This window comes from Shewanella mangrovi (genome assembly GCF_000753795.1).
Lineage (GTDB): Bacteria > Pseudomonadota > Gammaproteobacteria > Enterobacterales > Shewanellaceae > Shewanella > Shewanella mangrovi.
The window spans coordinates 223781-242675 of sequence record NZ_JPEO01000001.1; the positions used below are offsets into that span (position 1 = coordinate 223781).

Here is an 18895-nt window from a genome sequence, read left to right on the forward strand (position 1 = left end):
GTAAATCAAAATTTCCGTATGGACACTTTGTTGCACAACGTTGTGCAGCAATACACGCCCAATAAAGCGCCATATTTGATCTGTTTAACATTCCTCACACTTTGTTACGCACCGGAAAATAAGCACTGAATATGCTTTTTTATTGGTCAATAATTCGCGTGCATTTTTGCTTAAATTTAGCTTAATTAATTGTTGTAAAAAGGAAATTTCCTGCAATGTTAAGTGGCGAAAATATGCGGCTTTTCCGTTTAAAAAGGTGGTTTTGTTACCACAATGTTGCTTAATAACCGTGCTGAGAAGGGGCGTGTTATTCGTGCTAATACCTTAGTCTAATAGACTGTGATTTTGCTATGTGTATCTAAATGTTTCTTGTTTTATTCATTTAAAAACAACATCTTGTGATAAATTGTCCGCTATAATCTGATTTCGCCACAAAGTGAGATCTACGATCAACTATTGAGATCCTCTCAGTTGACAGTTCAATAGTCATACAATAGTATTTTACACGAATAACATATTCTTAACTCTTGTTGCTATCGTTGGGGGCAACATGCGGCAACAGGAGTAAGACGCAAGACCGGAAAGTCTGGTTGGTGTCGAAGGCTTACCGGCTCAAATAATAACTACCGGAGAACAAACAGATGTTTAAGCAGACCTATCTGGCAAGTGCCGTTCTGTTGGCGTTGTCTAGCCAAGTTGCCTTTGCAGCTGAAGACAATGCTGCAACTAAGGAACAACAAGCTGCAGATGACATGGAAGTCATTCAAGTTGTTGGTATTCGTAGCAGTTTGAACAAAGCCGTTAACCTCAAGCGTCAAAACGTCCAAGTTGTTGATGCAATCGTTGCCGAAGATATCGGTAAATTCCCAGATAACAACGTAGTCGAAGCCTTGCAACGCGTGACCGGCGTACAGGTAACTGACCGTGCTTCTGGTGAAGTTAACACTGTGACCATTCGTGGTCTGACTGACGTCACCACGACTGTTAACGGTCGTGAAATGTTTACTGCAGCAGGCCGCTCACTGGCGGTTGCCGATATTCCAGCCGCTTTGCTGGAAACTGTAGAAGTCTATAAAACCCGTTCTGCCAGCCAGTTGGAAAGTGGTATTGCGGGTCAGTTAGATGTGCGTACTCAACGGCCATTTAACTTTGAAGGCGCTAAATTCGTAATGAACGCCCGGGGCGTTTATCAAGATCAAGCTGAAAAAACAGATCCTATCGTCAGTGCTCTGGTGAGTAACCGTTGGGACAGCTCTATCGGTGAATTAGGTGCGTTGTTGAACGTGTCTTACACCCGCACTAATTACCGCGACCAAAGCGCAACTCCAGGTGCATTTGTACCTTTCCGCGCTGACAACCTTGAACGTATGTTCCCAGACCGCTATGACTGGACACCTGGCTTAGAACATGGTCTAGACACAACTCCGGGTTCAACCATCCATGATTCAGCCACTGGTGACGACGTAGAATATCTGTTGTCTCGTGACGCGATTTTCCAAAGTGATTTCACTGGTAAGCGTGAACGCCCAGCAGTTAACTTGTCATTACAATGGGCTCCTAACGATACTTCTGAATACCTGTTTGAAGGTTTCTACAATGGTTACCGTAATGAGAGCTTCAACAACCTGCTGTTCTCATTTGCTGACTGGTGGGGCGCTCCTGCCAGCACTTATCCAGAGCTGTATGACGGCACCAACGTAATTCACTCTCGTGGCTTAGGTGCACCGTACTCATTCACCTCTGGTGATTTAACCAAGAGCCAAACTGATACCTACATGTTTGCCTTGGGTGGTAAGTGGGATCTGAGTGCTGATACCACTATCAAGTCTGAGTTGGTATACCAAACCAGCGAATACAAAACTGAATTCCTGGCGATGCGTACCGATACCGTATTGCCATATCTGGACGTTAACTTTAACGAAAAAGATGGCACTCTGGCGTGGGACGTTCTGACTGGAGAAGGTGGCGAGTCAGTTGCCTTGACCGATCCGTCAATGTGGAACACTGCACAGATGTATGACAACGGTGGTAAGAGCAAAGGCGATGCGCTGACTTACACCTTTGATGCTGATCTGTACTTGGATTGGGGCATCTTTACCAAGGCTAAAGCGGGTCTGCGCTATGACTTGCGTACCGCTAAAGACTATACCCGCGGCTTAGATGGTTACAATCAGCAAAATCTGGCTGATCTGGACCCAAGCATGCTGCACACCAACAGCGGATTCTTTGATGGCGAAGCTAATATTCCTAGCTCTTGGGTAACCATCAATGGTCATGAGCTGTGGAAAAACCGTGACGCTTATCGTGAGCTGTATGGTTTCTATTCTGATGCTAACGCGGGTCAGTTAGATCTTGAACAAACGTTCGATATCGAGCAAACCACTTGGTCGTTCTACGCACAAAGTGATTTCGAAACTGAACTGTTTGGTAAGCGTTTAGATGGTCAAATTGGTGTGCGTTACACACACGCAAAAGCGGATATGACCTTCTTCAACGTGGATGCCGCCGAAGGTGAAGAAAACACCAGTGACGCAACCAACAGCAGCAGCAAATTCCTGCCAAACTTGGTAATGCGTTATCACCTGACTGATGACTTGCTGGCGCGTTTTGCATATACCGAAACGCTGCGTCGTCCTAACTTCGACCAATTGAACAGCTTCGTCCGTTACTACGATGACGTAACTAACATTGGTTATGGTACTGGTAGTGGTGGTAACAAAGACCTGAAACCAGTTGAATCTAAGAACTACGACTTCTCGCTGGAATACTACTTCGGTAAAGGTAGTTCTGTGTACGGTACTTACTTCTACCGTGATATTCAGGGCTTCGTATATAGCTCACTGCGTCGCGTAATGCACGAGAACGATGACGGTGAATTGTATCCATACATCGTTGGTATGCCTGACAACTCATCAAACGGTGTGTTGAAAGGGATTGAAATCGGTGGCGTATACTTCCTTGAAAATGTTCCAAGCTGGTTAGATGGCTTTGGTATTCAGGCAAGTGGTACTTTCTTGGATTCATCACAAGATCTGCCTAACTATGAAGCAGATGGTTCGCTGAATGGTTACACCACCCGTGATATCTTCGGTGTGTCTGACTCTTCATACAGTGCTGTATTGATTTATGAAAAAGAAGACTTCAGCACTCGTCTGTCTTATGTATGGCGTGATGCGTTCCTGAATGGTTACGACTCTGGTTCATTTGCTAACCCACGTGGCGTGTACCGTCGTCCAGAGAAGAGCTTGGACTTCCAGTTCAGCTATAACGTAACAGATGACTTGGTGGTGACATTTGATGCAACTAACATCACCAACGAGAAGTTCCAGCAATACTATGAAGATGAAAACGTCTTCAACGCAGGAACTGCTATCTACAGCCGTACCTTCGGCTTAGGTATCCGTTACTCAATGTAATCGCTTAAACATCTCATCTCCCCATTAAAGCCTCGCTCTGCGGGGCTTTTTATTGCTCGGAAAGTGGGGCGTTTCCTGTTAGATTCAGTCACCACAGTGCTGCGGCATTCTGATATGTGAACAGTGTTGCAAACCCGCTCGACGGGTGGCGGAAATCATTGTCATATCATTGGTATGATAATAGTATTTAACTATTCTATCGCTTCTGTATTTCTGCTAGATTTCAGCAGAAGTATTTGAACGCCGGGGAGAGGCAGTAGTGCTAACGACGGTTTCGCCGCTGGTTTGCTGCCCTGGGACAAAATTGGAATGGAAGAGAAATCATGAGTTCGTTCAAGTTGTCAACGTTTGAGAAGGTCGGTTTTGGTGCCGGTGACATGGCGGTTAACGTCGTGATATCGTCATTTTTCCTGATTATCTCTTTCTTTTATACTGATATTTTTGGTCTTAAACCCACAGATATGGGGGTAATGTTTCTGATTGTGCGTATTTTGGACGGTATTGCCGATCCAATCATGGGCACAATCACGGATAAGGTCACCACACGCTGGGGACGTTATCGTCCTTACCTGTTGTTCCTATCTGTCCCATTCGGGGTTTCAATCTTCCTGACGTTCAGCACGCCAGACTTTGATTACAACCTTAAACTGGCATACGCATACGCGACATATACCCTCGTCACCCTGATGTTTACTGGTGTCACCATTCCTTATATCTCGCTGATTGGTGTGTTGACTGACGATCCTAAAGAACGTCTGTCTGCCAACGGTTATCGTTTGTTTTTTGCCAAAATTGCGGCCTTCTTAGTCTCGATTGTGGTGCCTAAACTGGCCGATGCCGCAATTTGGGAAGGCAACAAAGCGCTGGGCTATAAGATGTCAATGGGGCTGATGGCGCTGTTGGGGATTGGCCTGCTGCTATTCTGCTTCTTCTCGACCAAAGAACGTCTGGAGCACAACGTTGATCCTAAGCCTATCTCCAGCCAGATGAAGTATCTGCTCAAAAATGACCAGATGATGATCCTTTGCGGCGTGTGCCTGCTAGGGACCGTGGGTTACGTTATCCGTAACTCCATTGCGATCTACTACGCACAATACTACCTGCATACAGACAAAGGCATGTTCCTTGGTACTGGGGTTGTCGCAGCGATTCTTGCGATGGTGGCTTCTACCTGGATCACCAAACGTTACTGCAAACTGAAACTGTTCCGTTACAGCCAAATGGCAGTGGGTGTGATCAGTGCGCTGATGTTCTTTATGGTCGGCGGCCCTGATGATGTGGTGACCGCGTTTGTATTGTACTTCCTGCTGTCGTTTGTAGTGGATCTGCACGCACCAGTATTTTGGTCTGCCATTGTGGAAGCGGTGGACTACGGTGAAGTTAAAACGGGTGAACGTGTGGCTGGCTTGGCGTTCGGTGGTATCTCGTTCTTCCAAAAAGCGGGGATGGGGGTTGCCGGTGCCGTTGTCGGTTGGTTACTGACGCAATTCGGTTATGTTGCTGACCAAGCGCAATCTACCAGCTCTCTGCTGGGCATTTCACTCATGTTGACCGTCATTCCTGGGGTGTTCCACTTCATTAATGGTGCGCTGATGATGAAGTACCACATTACCGACGACGAATACCAAGAGCTGTTGACTCACTTAGATGTTCAGTTTGAAACATCGAATCAAACGCAAGAGCTAGCAGCAACTGATGACGTTAATCTGGCGACCGGAGCTAAGTAATCAATGATGAATTGCAATCAGCCGCTATGGGTGAAAGCACCAACAATATGGAATGAGGCCGGGATGCCAGTGTTTGGCAAACCCGGGTTCGCATGAGTCGTCTGCAAGCTGCCCGTTTCGGGCAGCTTGTTTCGCCGCTGGCATTTGCGGTCGCTATGGCATGTAGCACCAATGTCGCGGCGATGGAACTGTTCCCGCTGGAACAGGTTCGACTCACTTCCGGCAGTCCTTTCGCTCACGCACAACAAACCAATATTCACTACATAGAACAGCTGCAACCTGACAAGTTGTTGTCGCCATTTTTGCGCGAAGCGGGCTTGCCAACCAAAGCTGAATCTTATGGTAACTGGGAAAATACCGGTCTCGATGGTCATATCGGCGGACATTATCTGTCAGCGTTAAGCTTGGCTTATGAAGCCACTGGCGATGCTGAGATGAAGCGTCGTCTCGATTATATGATTAGCGAGTTACGCCGAGCGCAGCTGAAAAACGCGAATGGTTACGTAGGTGGTATTCCTGGCGGCATGCAGATGTGGGCCGATATTAAAGCGGGTAAGATCAAAGCCGATCTGTTCAGTCTCAATGACCATTGGGTGCCTTGGTACAATATTCATAAGACGTTTGCTGGCATTCGTGATGCTTATGTTCACGGGCACAATGAACTGGCAAAAGTGATGCTGGTGGACTTAGGTGAGTGGGCAAAAGCCTTAGTTGCTCACCTGAGTAATGAGCAGATCCAAACCATGTTGATTTCAGAACATGGTGGCATGAACGAAGTGTTTGCCGACATGTATGACATCACCGGCGATAAAGATTATCTGAAGCTGGCAGAGCAATTCTCGCAAAAGATTATCCTCGATCCTTTGCTGAAACATGAAGATAAGCTCAACGGCTTACATGCGAACACCCAAATTCCAAAAGTGATTGGATATCTGCGTGTCAGTGAGGAAGAACACAAACAAGATTGGCACGATGCAGCGGAATTCTTCTGGGAAACCGTGACTAAGCATCGTTCTGTGTCGATTGGTGGTAACAGTGTGCGCGAGCATTTCCACGACTCAAAAGACTTCACCAGTATGGTAGAAGACGTGGAAGGGCCAGAGACCTGTAACACCTACAATATGCTCAAGCTCAGTAAAATACTGTACCAAGAGAGTGGCGATAGCCGTTATCTCGACTTCTATGAGCGTGCAACTTTCAACCATATCTTGTCTTCACAGAACCCCGACAACGGCGGCTTGGTGTATTTCACTGCGATGCGTCCGGGGCATTATCGGGTTTATTCCAATGTGGATAAATCGATGTGGTGCTGTGTTGGTTCTGGTATCGAGAACCATAGCAAGTATGGTGAGATGATCTATGCCCATGAAGATAATGAGCTGTTAATTAACTTGTTTATTGGCTCGACGCTGAATTGGCAAGCACAAGGTCTTACGCTGACACAAGCAACACATTTCCCTGACCAAAATTCGATGACGTTAACCATCGACAAAGCGGCCGGGAAGGGCAAGCAAGCTATCAGTATTCGCGTTCCCGCGTGGATGAATGGCGTGGCGCCAGAGTTGTTACTCAATGGCAAAGTGGTGAAAGCTGAACAACGTCGAGCCGGGTATCTCACCCTTGAGCGTACTTGGCACAAGGGCGACACCTTGGCGTTTTCCTTCGGCGTGAAACCAACGCTGGAGCAACTGCCCGATGGCAGCAACTACTACTCAGTGCTTTATGGCCCTGTGGTGTTGGCGTCAAAAGTGGAACCTTTTGCAAACGAAAAGCTGCAGTACATCGCTGATGGCAGTCGAATGGGGCATATTGCTGCAGGGCCAACCTGTCCGCCTGAGGCGCTGCCAATTATGGTGGGTGAGCCGACCTCTTTCTTGCAAGGTTTGAAGCGTTTGCCGGGCGATAAGCTTGCCTTTGAAGCCGAGCAAGGGGTGCGTGAAAAAGATGAGCCGAAGAAGATCGACTTGGTACCATTCTTCCGTATCCATGAAAGCCGTTATGAAGTCTATCTGCCGCAAATGTCGGCTGCTAAGTACCCTGAGTTTATGGCGGCAGCAAAAGCTAAAGAGGCGGCCGCTGAGCGTCTTGCTAAGCAAACGTTGGATAAGATTAATCCAGGTGAGCAACAACCTGAAGCTGAGCATAATTTTGCTGGTGAAGGCAGTCGTGCTGGCGTCAATAAAGGCGTGCACTGGCGTGATAGCAGTGACTGGTTTGCGTATGATCTAGCAGATAAGCAAGGCGAGGCTAACACCTTGCGTATTACTTACTTTGGTGGTGATATCAACCGAACCTTTGATATTTTGCTGAATGATAAGTTACTGCAAACGGTGGAGATGAAACCCGGCCACGGCGACAACATGTACCAGGTGGATTATCAGATCCCAGCCAATATGGTCAGTAGTAATGGCTATCGTCTCAAGTTTGTGGCGAAGCCTGGCTCTACTGCTGGGGGTATTTATGGTATTCGTTTGTTGAAAGCAGCGTCAAAATAACGCGCTATAAATAACAAAAAGCCCTGCAATGCAGGGCTTTTTTATGGCAGAAATGTGGCCTATTTCTCTAATACTGTGGTGTTTTTATTGAGATCGGCAGGGTCGACAACTGGCCAGTCATTGTCCCATTTCATTTCCAAAATACGCAGTTTCTGCAGTGCATTATCTGCGGTTTCATAGGCGTGGAATACTAAGTAATCTTTACCATCAAAGGTGTACGCCGCGTTATGACCTAAAGCGACCCAATCTTTGTTGCCTTTCAGCACCAGTGAACCACCACCTTGCATCATATCGTGGCCGTTTTTATCCAGATATGGGCCTTTCACATCTTTACTGCGACCGACCATGATGTGGTAGGTACTGTCCATTTTACGGCAGCATAAATCAAAGGAAACGAACAGATAGTAGTAGCCATTTTTCTTGAAGATATAAGGTGCTTCAATGGCGCCGTTGCCTGCTTCAGTGCCCGGCAGGCTCACATCGCGTGGACGTTTGGCAATGCTGTACCACTCTTCTGGCTCAGCAACTTTGGTCAGATTGGCATCCAGTTTGACCAGTTTCAACCCATCCCAGAATGAGCCAAAACTCATCCATGGCGTACCGTCATCGTCTTCAACAATGGCGGGGTCGATAGCATTCCAATCATCGCGATTTGGTACTGATTCCACCACAATACCTTTATCTTCCCAGTGGTAATCTGGGGATTTAGGGTCGAGTGTTTTATTTACCGTAACTCCAATCGCGGACGTGTTTTTACCGAAAGCAGACACAGAATAGTAGACATAGAACTTACCATCTTTGTGGTAAACATCGGGTGCCCAGATGTGGCCATCAAACGTTGGCGCAACCCTATGTGCCCAGGTTGGATCATGTTGAAAAACACGTCCCACGAGTTGCCAGTGCTTCATGTCTTTTGATTGATAATAAGTAATGCCGGGACCTGTGCTAAATACGTAATAGGTATCGCCTTCTTTGGTCATTACTGGATCATGCACTTCTACTTGAGTTGCTTGTGCAGCATGGCTGGCGCCCAACGCTAATAGTGTTGCTGCGGCAAGTTTTGCTATCGCCTTCATGAATCGTTTCCTATCAAATAAGTATTCGTCCGAAACCTGAGATTCCCCAACTCGGGATGGTAGCATATATGTATTACAATAATAACAATAAAACGCAATTCCGCGATCTGACGCAGAACCCTATCTTACTCGGTTTAAGCGCCCGCTTTATAACGGCTTTTGCTAAATATTCGTTAATCTTCGACCGTGCGGAATTAGCATAATGGACGGCGATAAATACAAAAAGAGCTGCCGTTTGGCAGCTCTTTGGATTGACAGTGTGTTTGGTAATTACCAGAAGCGCCAGTAGATAAAGGCGGTGATACCCAGAATACCAATCGTGTGGATATAGTCCCACTTATCCAAGCCGTCGATAACTTCTTTCATGGTGCCTTTGCCTAAGGTACCAAAGGTCAAGCCTTGAATTTGCTCCTCGCTGGCAGACTTAGTGAACATACTGGTCACAATGATAACGGCACACACAATCACGAACAGCATGACGCAATAGTAGAGCCAGTTCATATCAACTACCCAAGCCAACGGAGTGCCAGCCACACTCTCTTTAAACGGCAACAGTACCAGACGGATCATGCCAAGAATGAAGCCAACGACCATACCGATGAAACCGGCATCTGGGGTGATTCTGCGGCTGAGCAGACCCATGACGAACACAGCGGCAATGCCCGGTGCGATAAGTGACTGCACGCTCTGCAGGTATTCATAGAGTACATCGGCAATCGCTTTCATCACGGGGATCCACACAATCCCTAATACCACCACGACGACGGTGGCGATACGGCCAACTTGCAGCAGTTTCTTTTCGCTGCAATCTGGACGATATTTTTTATAGAAATCGATAGTAAACAGGGTTGCCGAAGAGTTGAATAAAGACGCCAGTGAACTCATTAAGGCGGCAACCAAGCCACCAATCACAATGCCTTTTACGCCTGCAGGCAGCAGTTGCGCCACCAGTGTTGGGAAGGCTTGGTCTGAGGTGTCATAGCTGATAGCACCTGTTTGCTTCAATGCCACGGCAATCATGCCAGGAACCAAAAAGATAAACACAGGTAACAGTTTCAAGTAACCAGCAAACATCGTCCCGCGACGCGCTTCTTTGATGCCCTTGGCGGAAAGCACGCGCTGTACAATGTATTGGTCGGTACAGAAGTACCAGAAACCAATAATAAAGGAACCGAAGATGATGCCTGGCCATGGGAAGTTAGCATCGGCTGCGGAGCGGATCAGGTGCATATTGTCACCATTCACTTTTTCCACAACATCCCAACCGGCCATCATGCCGTTACCAGCGCCAAGTGTTTCCAGACCAACTACCAGAATCACCAACGAACCGATAATCAGGACTGGCGTTTGCAGAACGGATGTCCACATGATGGCCTTCATGCCACCCAGTACTGTGTAGATACCGGTGATAACCACCAAGCCGATGGCCGAAACCCAGAAGAAGTCGATGCCCCAGATGGACTCGATACCAAGAATGGTTTTAAATGCGACACCGCCTGCATAAACGGTTACGGCAACCTTGGTGAGTACATAACTGACTAAGGAAATTACCGACAGGAAGGTGCGGCATTTGGCATTGAAGCGGCGTTCGAGAAACTCCGGCATGGTGTAAACCTTGGAGCTCCAATAGAAGGGCACAAATATCCAGCCCAGCAACAGAATGATCCATGACTGCAACTCCCAGTGCGCCATTGCCATCCCAGTTTCAGCGCCCGAACCTGATAGGCCTACCAGATGTTCAGAGCCAATGTTTGAAGCGAAAATAGAGGCACCGATAACAATCCAGCTGGCGTTACGCCCGGCGAGAAAATAGTCAGCAGTATCTTCCTCTTTTTGTCTTAACGACATTACGACTACACCCGCCAGCAATATAAAAAAGCCACCGAGTACCAGCCAGTCTAAGGTACTAAGTTCAACCATATTTTCGTTTTCCGTTTGTGCTTTATCGTATCTGTATTGACGATCCCCATCATCAATACAGTTCTCCTGCTTATCAGAGCTTAGAGCATATTATAATATAAAATAAAGTTAATTAAGAAATTCCTGCAGTTAACTATGCGCTATTTTGTTACCAGCTGTGGCATCATAGTTGTTTGTAATATGATTTCTTTATTCTTTGATTGAATAGGAAATTAGTAAAAGTTCAAATTCTACACAAATAATCTGTGAGCCAGCGCTTAAGAAAGGCGTAACTAATTGACTTGTTGTGGAAAAAAACTATTGTACTATGATTGAGCTCACTCTGTTAAAGGACATCCCATGGCAAGGCTTGAAAATTTGAATTTGTCACAGCGAGTAACCAACGAGTTGGGTAAAGCGATTGTCGCCGGAAAATATAATATAAACACAGGGTTGCCTACCGAAGCCCAGTTGTGTGATATGTACGGCATCAGTCGTACCGCCATTCGTGAAGCGGTAAAAATGCTGGCGGCAAAAGGCTTGATTTCGTCTCGCCCAAGACAAGGTATCCGGGTTGAATCGCCAAGCAACTGGAACCTGTATGACACCAGCGTGCTAAATTGGATGTTAGAGAGTGGTCCTTCACTACAGGTGTTAAAAGAGTTTCTACAGGTACGTTTGGCAATTGAACCGCAAGCCGCCGCACTTGCTGCGCAATATGGTAAAGATGAAGACATTGCCAATATTGCCGCGGCGTTGGAAGACATGCGCAAAGCCGCCAAAACGCCTAATCAAACCTTGCATGAGTCTGATTTAGCTTTCCACACCAGTATTCTGCAAGCCAGCGGTAACCGTTTCTTCTTCCACTTACGCGACTTCATCAACACTGCATTGGGCGTCAGTATTCAACATACTACTCCGGCCAAGGGCAGCGATGTTAGCGTCGCCGAAGATCACGCTGTGATTTATGATGCAATTGCTGCTCGGCAACCCGAGGTTGCGCGTAAGCAGATGAATGCATTGATTGAAGAAGCGATGGCGGTTATTGAGAACGAGCTCAATTCTAAACTGGAGGCTTAATAGCTTTATCGGTAGTATGACGCTATTGCCTTACAGGTCGTATTGAAAATGAGTATTCAATCTAAGGGTCGAACTCGCTATCCCTGTCTGAAAGACAAAAGCGTGTTCATCACAGGTGGTGGCGCTGGCATTGGCGCCGTTATGGTCGAGCGCTTCTGTGAGCAGGGGGCTAAGGTAAGCTTTGTCGACATTGCCGATGAAGAAAGTCTTGCCCTGTGCCAAAGCCTTAGCGGAAAGTTCGACTGGGATCCTACCTTTATTCATTGCGATATTCGCGATGTCGCTGCCTTGCAACAGGCGATTGCACAGGTTCAGCAGCAACAGGGTGATATCTCTGTATTAATCAATAATGCAGCTGATGATACGCGTCATGAAGTGGAAGATGTCTCGGTGGAATACTGGGACGATCGCATGGCGATTAACCTACGTCCTTGCTTCTTCACTGCGCAAGCTGTCGCACCTCAAATGGAGCGTTTGGGCGGTGGCAGCATTATTAATCTCGGTTCAATCAGTTGGCATATCAAACAGGCTTGTATGCCTGCCTACACCACGGCTAAAGCTGGACTGGAAGGTCTAACTCGTACGCTCGCAAAGCAGTTTGGTAAAAATCATATTCGCGTCAATACACTGATTCCTGGTTGGGTGATCACCGAGCGACAATTATCGCATTGGTTAACCCCTGATATGATGCAGGAGATCCAAGATAATCAGTGTATTAAAGAAAAACTCGAGCCTGATGATATTGCCAACGCTACATTGTTTCTGGCGTCTGATGAAAGTGCGATGTTAACGGCGCAGACCTTAATTGTGGATGGCGGTTGGATATAACAACTCGTGCTATGTCTCAATAATTACATTTAATTAACTTCTGCGTTTGCGCACCCAATTAATTATATTATAATAATTTTATTATATCGACCGAGTATCCTAAGTTGGGGCTTTAGTGGTGTTCGGTACACTCTGCATAATATACATAATAATAGGTAATTCAGATTGACTGATATGGTGTGGGTTTATCTGGTGCTAATGGTTGGTGCCTGTTTGCAAAGTGTCATTGGCTTCGGTCTTGGCTTACTTTGTGCCCCCGTCCTATTTTTAATATATCCGCAATTAGTGCCTGCCCCAATGATTCTCAATGCATTATTTCTCACCTTACTATTGTCAGTCAGAAATATTCGTGCGATCGATGTCAAACAAACATCTGTTTCTGTGCTCGGCGGCACATTAGGGGTCGGTATTGCGGGAATCGTAATGCTGTATATCGAGCCCCATCATTATAAGTTTCTACTAGGTACTAGTATTATTCTTGGTGTTATTGCCTCATTTATTGGCCATAAACCAGTGATAAATGTATTTACTAATATCCTCGCTAGTACCCTGTCAGGATTTATGGGAACCACAACCTCTGCTGGTGGCGCTCCAATGGGGCTGTTGTATCAGTCAGCAGAGCACAATAAAATTAAAGCTAATCTCAGTATTTTCTTTTTATATATCAATATATTTGGTCTTATTGTGCTGTGGTATGCCGGTTCTGCTGGCTACTCTGATGTGGTGTTGTTTATTCAGTGTATTCCGGCGATTTTGCTTGGCTGGTTGATGTCAGAATTTATGCAGGGGTATATCAACAATGACATCGTGAGAAAGCTGACATTGCTGGCCTCATTACTCTCTGGAATTGCCTCCTTCTTTTCCTAACAGCAATTAAATGTGAAAGCGATCTCACTATTTAATTCTACCTTTCGCTAATACCATTTTTGATCACTCGCTAAATCAACAAGTTATTTAATTAAAACGTAAAATGGCGTTTTTAATTAGACCAAAGTCTATAGTTGTTGATGTAAAAAAGATTCATTTTATTCCAGATTACAGGCATCATTAGACACATATTTGGGGAGCGGTAGCAGCATCTAATCATTAATTAGAATATTTTTGCGAAGCTTTATTTGTCTGGCTGTAATTTTATTACTAAGACATAAATTAATTTCACTCTTTAAAGTGAAAATAAATAATCAGTGTCGGAATAGTGAAAACCAGTAACCTTTTTGATAGCGATATCCAGTCTGTGCCTATGGGGGGCGAACAGGCGTTCAGGTTCTCCGGGGTAACCCGGAGAACTGCTTTTTTATCGAATTATCATCAAGATCTGTTTCACGGTCGTAAGTGTTGGGGATTTCCTTGCCAGTTAGGTGAGGGATTACACTGGAATAGTTTCGACAACTGCCTCTACTGGGTCGACATTCGTCGCCACCGCATTCATCAGTTTGATCCGCAATCACAAGCTCATCAGTATCGTACTTTTGAAGAGTCTGTATGCTGGGTTGTTCACAGCGCCAAAGGGCAAATGGTGGCGGGTTTTGCCAGCGGTATTTACTGTGTCGATTTTGTCACGGGTAGCCGCACAGCGATTGCTAAGCCGCCTGAACCTAGTTCAAATAGACTCAATGATGCCTCGGTTGACCCTTCCGGATGTCTCTGGTTTGGCACTATGGATGATAGTGAGCAGCAGCCAACGGGTAAACTATACCGTATGGCGAGCATGTCACAGCGACCACAAGTGGTGGACGATGGCTACGTGGTGAGCAATGGGCCAGTGGTAACGCCAGATGGTCGCACCATGTTCCACAACTCCAGTTCGGAACGTACTGTCTATCGTTTTAAGCTCGATTCTCACGGTATGCCAATTACTAAAGAACCATTTGCGATATTTGATGACGCGATGGGCTGTCCTGACGGTATGGTAATGGACGCCGAAGGTGGTTTATGGGTTGCGCAATGGGGCGGGCATGGCATTGTGCGTTTTAACGCTGATGGCACCATTGATCGCCGTGTTGAGCTACCAGTACCTCAAGTAACGAACGTTTGTTTTGGTGGTGAAAATCTCGATAAACTTTTTGTCACCACTGCATACCAAGGGCTTAGCTTACAACAGCGTCTCAAGTATCCTCAGGCGGGTTGTTTGTTTGAACTGAATGTTGGGGTCAAAGGTTTACCCGCAACGCCTTTCAACTGCTAACGCTTCTATTTAATCGAATAACCCTTGCGGTTTATCGCGCTTTTATTCGTTATTTTTTGCAACTAGTCTTTCACTAGTAATTTTTATCTAGTGGAAGCTTTCTATGCGTGTCTTGCAAGTTATCAATTCTCAAGCGACTCAAGATGGTGATGGCGTCAATATTCGTCGGGTCGCCGACTTTCAACGCCTAGCGTTAGATCCTTATTTAATGCTCGATGAAATCCGCTCGGATGATGAAAAGGACTATGTGGGGGGCTTTCCTCCTCATCCCCATCGCGGCATGGAAACCTTCACCTACATTCGTAAAGGTGGCTTTGAACATCGTGACCAGATGGGGCATGTCAAAGCGATTCGTGCTGGCAAGGTGCAGTGGATGAGCACCGGACGTGGCGTTGTGCATTCGGAAATGCCATTGGCGGATGCAAAAGATGGCCTGCATGGATTTCAGATTTGGATCAATATGGCTGCCAAGGACAAGATGCGTCCGCCACAGTACCAAGACACAGGCGAACTGCATCATGCAACGCTTGCTGGTGAGGGCTGTGAACTCTACTTACTGGCAGGACAATGGCACTTCAATCAGCAAACTGCAACTGGCCCACTGACACAGTTGGCTGCCAATAGCGCTCTTGCCGATCTGAGTTTAGCGGCAAATGCCTCAGCGTCGCTCAATCTGTCTCAGTACGGTTTTAGTGCGGTTTATATCTATGATGGCAGCTTACGACTGCCAACCGGGCTTGCTATTAATGCAGGAAGTTTGCTGGTGATTGATAGCCAAACCGTCGCTGATATCCGTGCAGGCGAGGCCGGAGCTGGCATGTTAGTTCTGGCTGGTAATCCTATCGGGGAAGCGGTAGTGCAAATGGGGCCGTTTGTGATGAACACTCAAGCTGAAATCATGCAAGCTGTGCGTGATTATCAAAGTGGTAAGTTCGGTGACATCGTTTAATCATAGAGCTAAAACGAACGCCACCGAATATTCACAAAACGCAGCGTGACATTAGCCTCGTAGAATATGCAAAGGGATTTGCATAATAGGGTTATCACTATTGCTGGCTAAAAACCAAATAATGCCAGCTAATACGCAAACAGTCAGCAGATACCAGACGGCCGAGACAAATTGCCCGTAGCGATCCATAGGCAATAGATGGCTTTGATGACGATATTTCCACTCCAGCAGAATTTCTAAACTGCCCACTGCCAGTAAAATGCCCAGCAATGTCAGTCCTAAAGCGTAACTGATATACACGCCAAGTGCAGCGCCTGCGATGCACACGACCAAGCCAGTGAGGTGATTTTGCGAGTAACCAATACTCTTCAATATATGGCCGCCATCTAGCGGTAAAATCGGCAATAGATTAAAGATATTCAGTAGTGCATTGAACACTGCTAAGCCAGCTAACAGCTCCAGTCCCGTTATCTCATAAGCGACCAACGCAATAATCGACAATAGCATACCGTAGGTGGGCCCCATGATAGAAATCACCACGTTTTGCCAACGAGTATTAATCTTGTCGTCGCTTACCGCTAAGCCCCCCATGAAAGGAATTAAATAGATTCCCTTAGTTTGCAGGCCAAAACGTTTCATGGCGCGAATATGGCCATATTCATGGATTACCAAACACAGAATCAGTGCGATGGCGAACTGGAATGAAAACAACCAGCTATAAGCGGCAACACTGGCGCCGGCAAGCGCAATCTTGATCACTTTGGCGCTTTTAAACAGCTTTAACCCCAGTGCCAAAATGCCAAGTGGCTTCGGCTTACTGCTACTGGCTTCTTGTCGTGGCGGAGTTTGTCGCTCAATATCTTGGGTATTGCGTTGACCGGAAACGACAACTTCTTCATCAACCAGTAAACGATAATCCAGCAAAAATGGCTGCCAGCGTACGTCGGTTTCCAAACGTATTTCGAGCGGTTTTTCTTGACCTTGGCGGTTAAGATGAAAGATATGCACTCGTAGTCCGTCGGCAGTACTTTGCTGTTTTTGCGAGACTAATTGCTCGTCCCAATAGAGTTGTTGCCAGCCTGCCAACGATCCTTCAAGCCGCAACGACTTACCAAGACATTCAATATTGAGTAGTTCCACTTACATTCTCATTAAAACGTTAATGCGGCGATTATGCCCGTTCAGTTCCGAAGGGTGAAGTCTAGGAGGTAGATTTTACGACAGTAATGGCGTCGTGAAGGTTATGCAGACTGAATTTGCTGATGCAGCAGACATCGGCGGCCGCCACATGCTGCTGCACGCGTCGTTGGAGCCAGTCCATATCAATGACGCTGGCGCTGAGATGCCAGCCACTTTCTCGCCAGACAAAGACGTGTTGCTGACTATCCAGCAGTAGGTCGTTATTCAAGAGTAACTGCTGGTCGTTACCAAAGTAGCCACTGAGTTCATCTTGGCTTTCTATGACCAGTAATTCATCGGCCTGCGGTGACAGATGCAATGCAGGCCAATGTATTACCGCGCTATTTTTTGTTGCTGTAGTCAAACTGGATTTCACCGTGCAAATTGCGGACTTGGCAAGGTCCGTGTTCGCGTTGGGTGCGTTGCATTGCGGGCCCAATGTGCACTTCAACGTTAGAGAAGATATGCTTTTTAGATTCAATAAAATAGAAATCGTAATAGCCATCGGTTTCTTTGGCTAACATCTCTTTTTCCGTTTCTTCTCGAGTAAGCTCCTCATCAATACGATGCTTTTCAGCAAGCATCATTTTCACTTGCTCTACCATCACCGCATCGGCTTGCCACTCTTCCTTGGGAGGCAGACGTCTCAACCTGGCTTCGGTGTCTAGCTTGGCGACCGTGAGACTGCGGCTACCTTCATCCAAATCTTTAAACTGCTGTTTAAGCTCATCTAACTTCATCGCGCAGTAAAGTTCAGTTTTAGTATCCGCGGTCGCACCAATAGTCACAGCGACAATCCCTTTTTCCGCATAGGCCGAACCACCGATAAGATCGCCACGGCGGCCAGTGGCATCACTTACGGTTAATGTCCCTTGCGTCTCAGTCTTACTGTGCAGCAGTTGTTTGGTGACCAGTACATTGGCCTGACTGTTGAGCTCGGAATATTGCACAAACTGGGCGGAGATTTGTCCTTTCGCAATAAGCTTGGTCGACAACTCATTGCCGCCTAATTGTCGGCCTAGTACACCCTTACTGACCGTAATATCACCTTCCGCTTGCAATACCGCAGATTCCACAAACCCCATTACGGTAATATCGCCAGAGCTGCGAACTTGCATGCCTTCGCACACATCACCGCTAATTAGGATACTGCCTTTAAAATCGACATTGCCGTAGCCTACATCGACATTTTTTATCTGCAGCACATCATCCACTTGCATGCCGTTATTAATTTCTACTGGCTGGCCTGCTACCGTGGCAATCAACTTATTGGGATCAGCCGCATCGAACTGCGTCCCTTCACCTGCGACCATTTGAACATCTTTACCTGCCGTCGCGGGTAATACTTCGCCGAGTACGTTGTAGCCTTTGCTTCCTTCTGTTGCGGGAGTTTTCACCATTAATACATCGTTTGGACTCACCATTACCACTGAGCCCAAGTTACGCATATCGACGGTGCCGTCATCGCGTTCTTGAGGGTGTAGCAAGCGCTCACGGGCTAATGGCACTTTGCGCTCGATTTTTGCGTGGGTGCCATTTACGGCAGGTTTACCATTAGCAATGACACTGCTGATACTTTCACCGGGTTTTAGTAGCGTGAGTCTCTTCAATATGGCTTCAATTTTGAGACGTGAGAGCCCCATGCTAATGCCGTTTTCTTTGAGGCTGTGCAGGATGTCGGGCAATTTCACTGAGCGGCCACCCCACGCAGCAACCAAGGTCATGGTGGCTTGCATGTTATCGCTACTGGTTTCGAGTAAAATTTCGGCATCGCGACGTTCGGCAATCTTAAAGGTTTGCGTTGTCTTGCCCTCGTCTTGAGCCGCTAACGCATTGATATCCTTAACTGCCTTTTTAATATTAAATTCGATGGGAAATAACTGGTTGAACTCGGGTAGGGCTAAAAGCTGAGCTAGCTCTTTTTCAGAAATTGGCCCATGAGTACTGGGCGCCAAGGTCAATTCGGCGAATAAGTTATCGCTGCTGAAGTGGAGCAGATCTGGTGTGAGCATATTATTATCCAAACTTGATTTATTATCACCGCTGTCTACTTTAACGTCG

Annotated in this window: 13 protein-coding genes; 8 read left to right on the plus strand and 5 right to left on the minus strand. The window is 46.6% G+C overall.

Annotation, left to right across the window (positions count from 1 at the left end; translation table 11 throughout):
* Positions 1-641: 641 nt before the first annotated feature.
* The 3 genes from HR45_RS00905 to HR45_RS00915 all read left to right on the plus strand — a co-directional run bounded on the left by HR45_RS00905 (position 642) and on the right by HR45_RS00915 (position 7638).
* On the plus strand, positions 642-3416 hold the full coding sequence (locus tag HR45_RS00905) for a TonB-dependent receptor (RefSeq protein WP_037438780.1): 2775 nt from the start codon (positions 642-644) through the stop codon (positions 3414-3416).
* Positions 3417-3739: 323 nt separating this feature from the next.
* Positions 3740-5143, plus strand: a complete 1404-nt coding sequence (locus HR45_RS00910; RefSeq protein ID WP_052074400.1) for an MFS transporter — start codon at positions 3740-3742, stop codon at positions 5141-5143.
* A gap of 92 nt (positions 5144-5235) precedes the next feature.
* Positions 5236-7638 (plus strand): glycoside hydrolase family 127 protein, encoded by a 2403-nt coding sequence (locus HR45_RS00915; RefSeq protein WP_052074401.1) that lies wholly within the window; start codon positions 5236-5238, stop codon positions 7636-7638.
* Between the two features lie 59 nt (positions 7639-7697).
* Here the strand turns inward: HR45_RS00915 and HR45_RS00920 are convergent, their stop codons facing one another.
* Both HR45_RS00920 and HR45_RS00925 read right to left on the minus strand, forming a co-directional pair.
* The gene (locus HR45_RS00920; protein WP_037438782.1) at positions 7698-8714 is read right to left on the minus strand and encodes an arabinan endo-1,5-alpha-L-arabinosidase; all 1017 of its coding nucleotides are present in this window, start codon (positions 8712-8714) and stop codon (positions 7698-7700) included.
* A gap of 270 nt (positions 8715-8984) precedes the next feature.
* The gene (locus HR45_RS00925) at positions 8985-10634 is read right to left on the minus strand and encodes a sodium:solute symporter (protein ID WP_037438785.1); all 1650 of its coding nucleotides are present in this window, start codon (positions 10632-10634) and stop codon (positions 8985-8987) included.
* A 339-nt stretch (positions 10635-10973) separates the two neighbouring features.
* On the opposite strand from HR45_RS00925, the gene HR45_RS00930 reads away from it, so the two are divergent.
* From HR45_RS00930 to HR45_RS00950, 5 genes are all read left to right on the plus strand, one after another.
* A complete protein-coding gene (locus tag HR45_RS00930; protein ID WP_037438787.1) occupies positions 10974-11693 on the plus strand; it encodes a FadR/GntR family transcriptional regulator in 720 nt (239 codons plus the stop codon).
* A gap of 48 nt (positions 11694-11741) precedes the next feature.
* Positions 11742-12521, plus strand: coding sequence for an SDR family NAD(P)-dependent oxidoreductase (locus HR45_RS00935; RefSeq protein ID WP_037438789.1), 780 nt, complete (start codon positions 11742-11744; stop codon positions 12519-12521).
* Positions 12522-12695: 174 nt separating this feature from the next.
* Positions 12696-13388, plus strand: a complete 693-nt coding sequence (locus HR45_RS00940; protein ID WP_241461042.1) for a sulfite exporter TauE/SafE family protein — start codon at positions 12696-12698, stop codon at positions 13386-13388.
* Between the two features lie 328 nt (positions 13389-13716).
* Positions 13717-14706: an SMP-30/gluconolactonase/LRE family protein gene (locus HR45_RS00945; RefSeq protein ID WP_052074402.1), complete on the plus strand. Its 990-nt coding sequence runs from the start codon at positions 13717-13719 to the stop codon at positions 14704-14706.
* A gap of 103 nt (positions 14707-14809) precedes the next feature.
* The gene (locus tag HR45_RS00950; RefSeq protein WP_037438791.1) at positions 14810-15655 is read left to right on the plus strand and encodes a pirin family protein; all 846 of its coding nucleotides are present in this window, start codon (positions 14810-14812) and stop codon (positions 15653-15655) included.
* A 51-nt stretch (positions 15656-15706) separates the two neighbouring features.
* On the opposite strand, the gene HR45_RS00955 is transcribed toward HR45_RS00950, so the two are convergent.
* The 3 genes from HR45_RS00955 to HR45_RS00965 form a co-directional block, all read right to left on the minus strand.
* On the minus strand, positions 15707-16795 hold the full coding sequence (locus HR45_RS00955) for a site-2 protease family protein (protein ID WP_037438792.1): 1089 nt from the start codon (positions 16793-16795) through the stop codon (positions 15707-15709).
* Positions 16796-16856: 61 nt separating this feature from the next.
* The gene (locus HR45_RS00960) at positions 16857-17198 is read right to left on the minus strand and encodes a DUF4144 family protein (RefSeq protein WP_162180637.1); all 342 of its coding nucleotides are present in this window, start codon (positions 17196-17198) and stop codon (positions 16857-16859) included.
* Complete coding sequence (locus HR45_RS00965; protein WP_037438795.1) at positions 17176-18846, minus strand: flagellar assembly protein A; 1671 nt, start codon at positions 18844-18846, stop codon at positions 17176-17178. The genes HR45_RS00960 and HR45_RS00965 overlap by 23 nt, the downstream gene beginning before the upstream one ends.
* Positions 18847-18895: the final 49 nt, after the last annotated feature.

Excerpts from the sequence above, each read along its gene's own strand:
- HR45_RS00905 (WP_037438780.1), top strand. The coding sequence starts at position 642 with ATGTTTAAGCAGACCTATCTGGCAAGTGCCGTTCTGTTGGCGTTGTCT.
- HR45_RS00910 (WP_052074400.1), top strand. The coding sequence starts at position 3,740 with ATGAGTTCGTTCAAGTTGTCAACGTTTGAGAAGGTCGGTTTTGGTGCC.
- HR45_RS00915 (WP_052074401.1), top strand. The coding sequence starts at position 5,236 with ATGAGTCGTCTGCAAGCTGCCCGTTTCGGGCAGCTTGTTTCGCCGCTG.
- HR45_RS00920 (WP_037438782.1), bottom strand. The coding sequence starts at position 8,714 with ATGAAGGCGATAGCAAAACTTGCCGCAGCAACACTATTAGCGTTGGGC.
- HR45_RS00925 (WP_037438785.1), bottom strand. The coding sequence starts at position 10,634 with ATGGTTGAACTTAGTACCTTAGACTGGCTGGTACTCGGTGGCTTTTTT.
- HR45_RS00930 (WP_037438787.1), top strand. The coding sequence starts at position 10,974 with ATGGCAAGGCTTGAAAATTTGAATTTGTCACAGCGAGTAACCAACGAG.
- HR45_RS00935 (WP_037438789.1), top strand. The coding sequence starts at position 11,742 with ATGAGTATTCAATCTAAGGGTCGAACTCGCTATCCCTGTCTGAAAGAC.
- HR45_RS00940 (WP_241461042.1), top strand. The coding sequence starts at position 12,696 with ATGGTGTGGGTTTATCTGGTGCTAATGGTTGGTGCCTGTTTGCAAAGT.
- HR45_RS00950 (WP_037438791.1), top strand. The coding sequence starts at position 14,810 with ATGCGTGTCTTGCAAGTTATCAATTCTCAAGCGACTCAAGATGGTGAT.
- HR45_RS00965 (WP_037438795.1), bottom strand. The coding sequence starts at position 18,846 with ATGCTCACACCAGATCTGCTCCACTTCAGCAGCGATAACTTATTCGCC.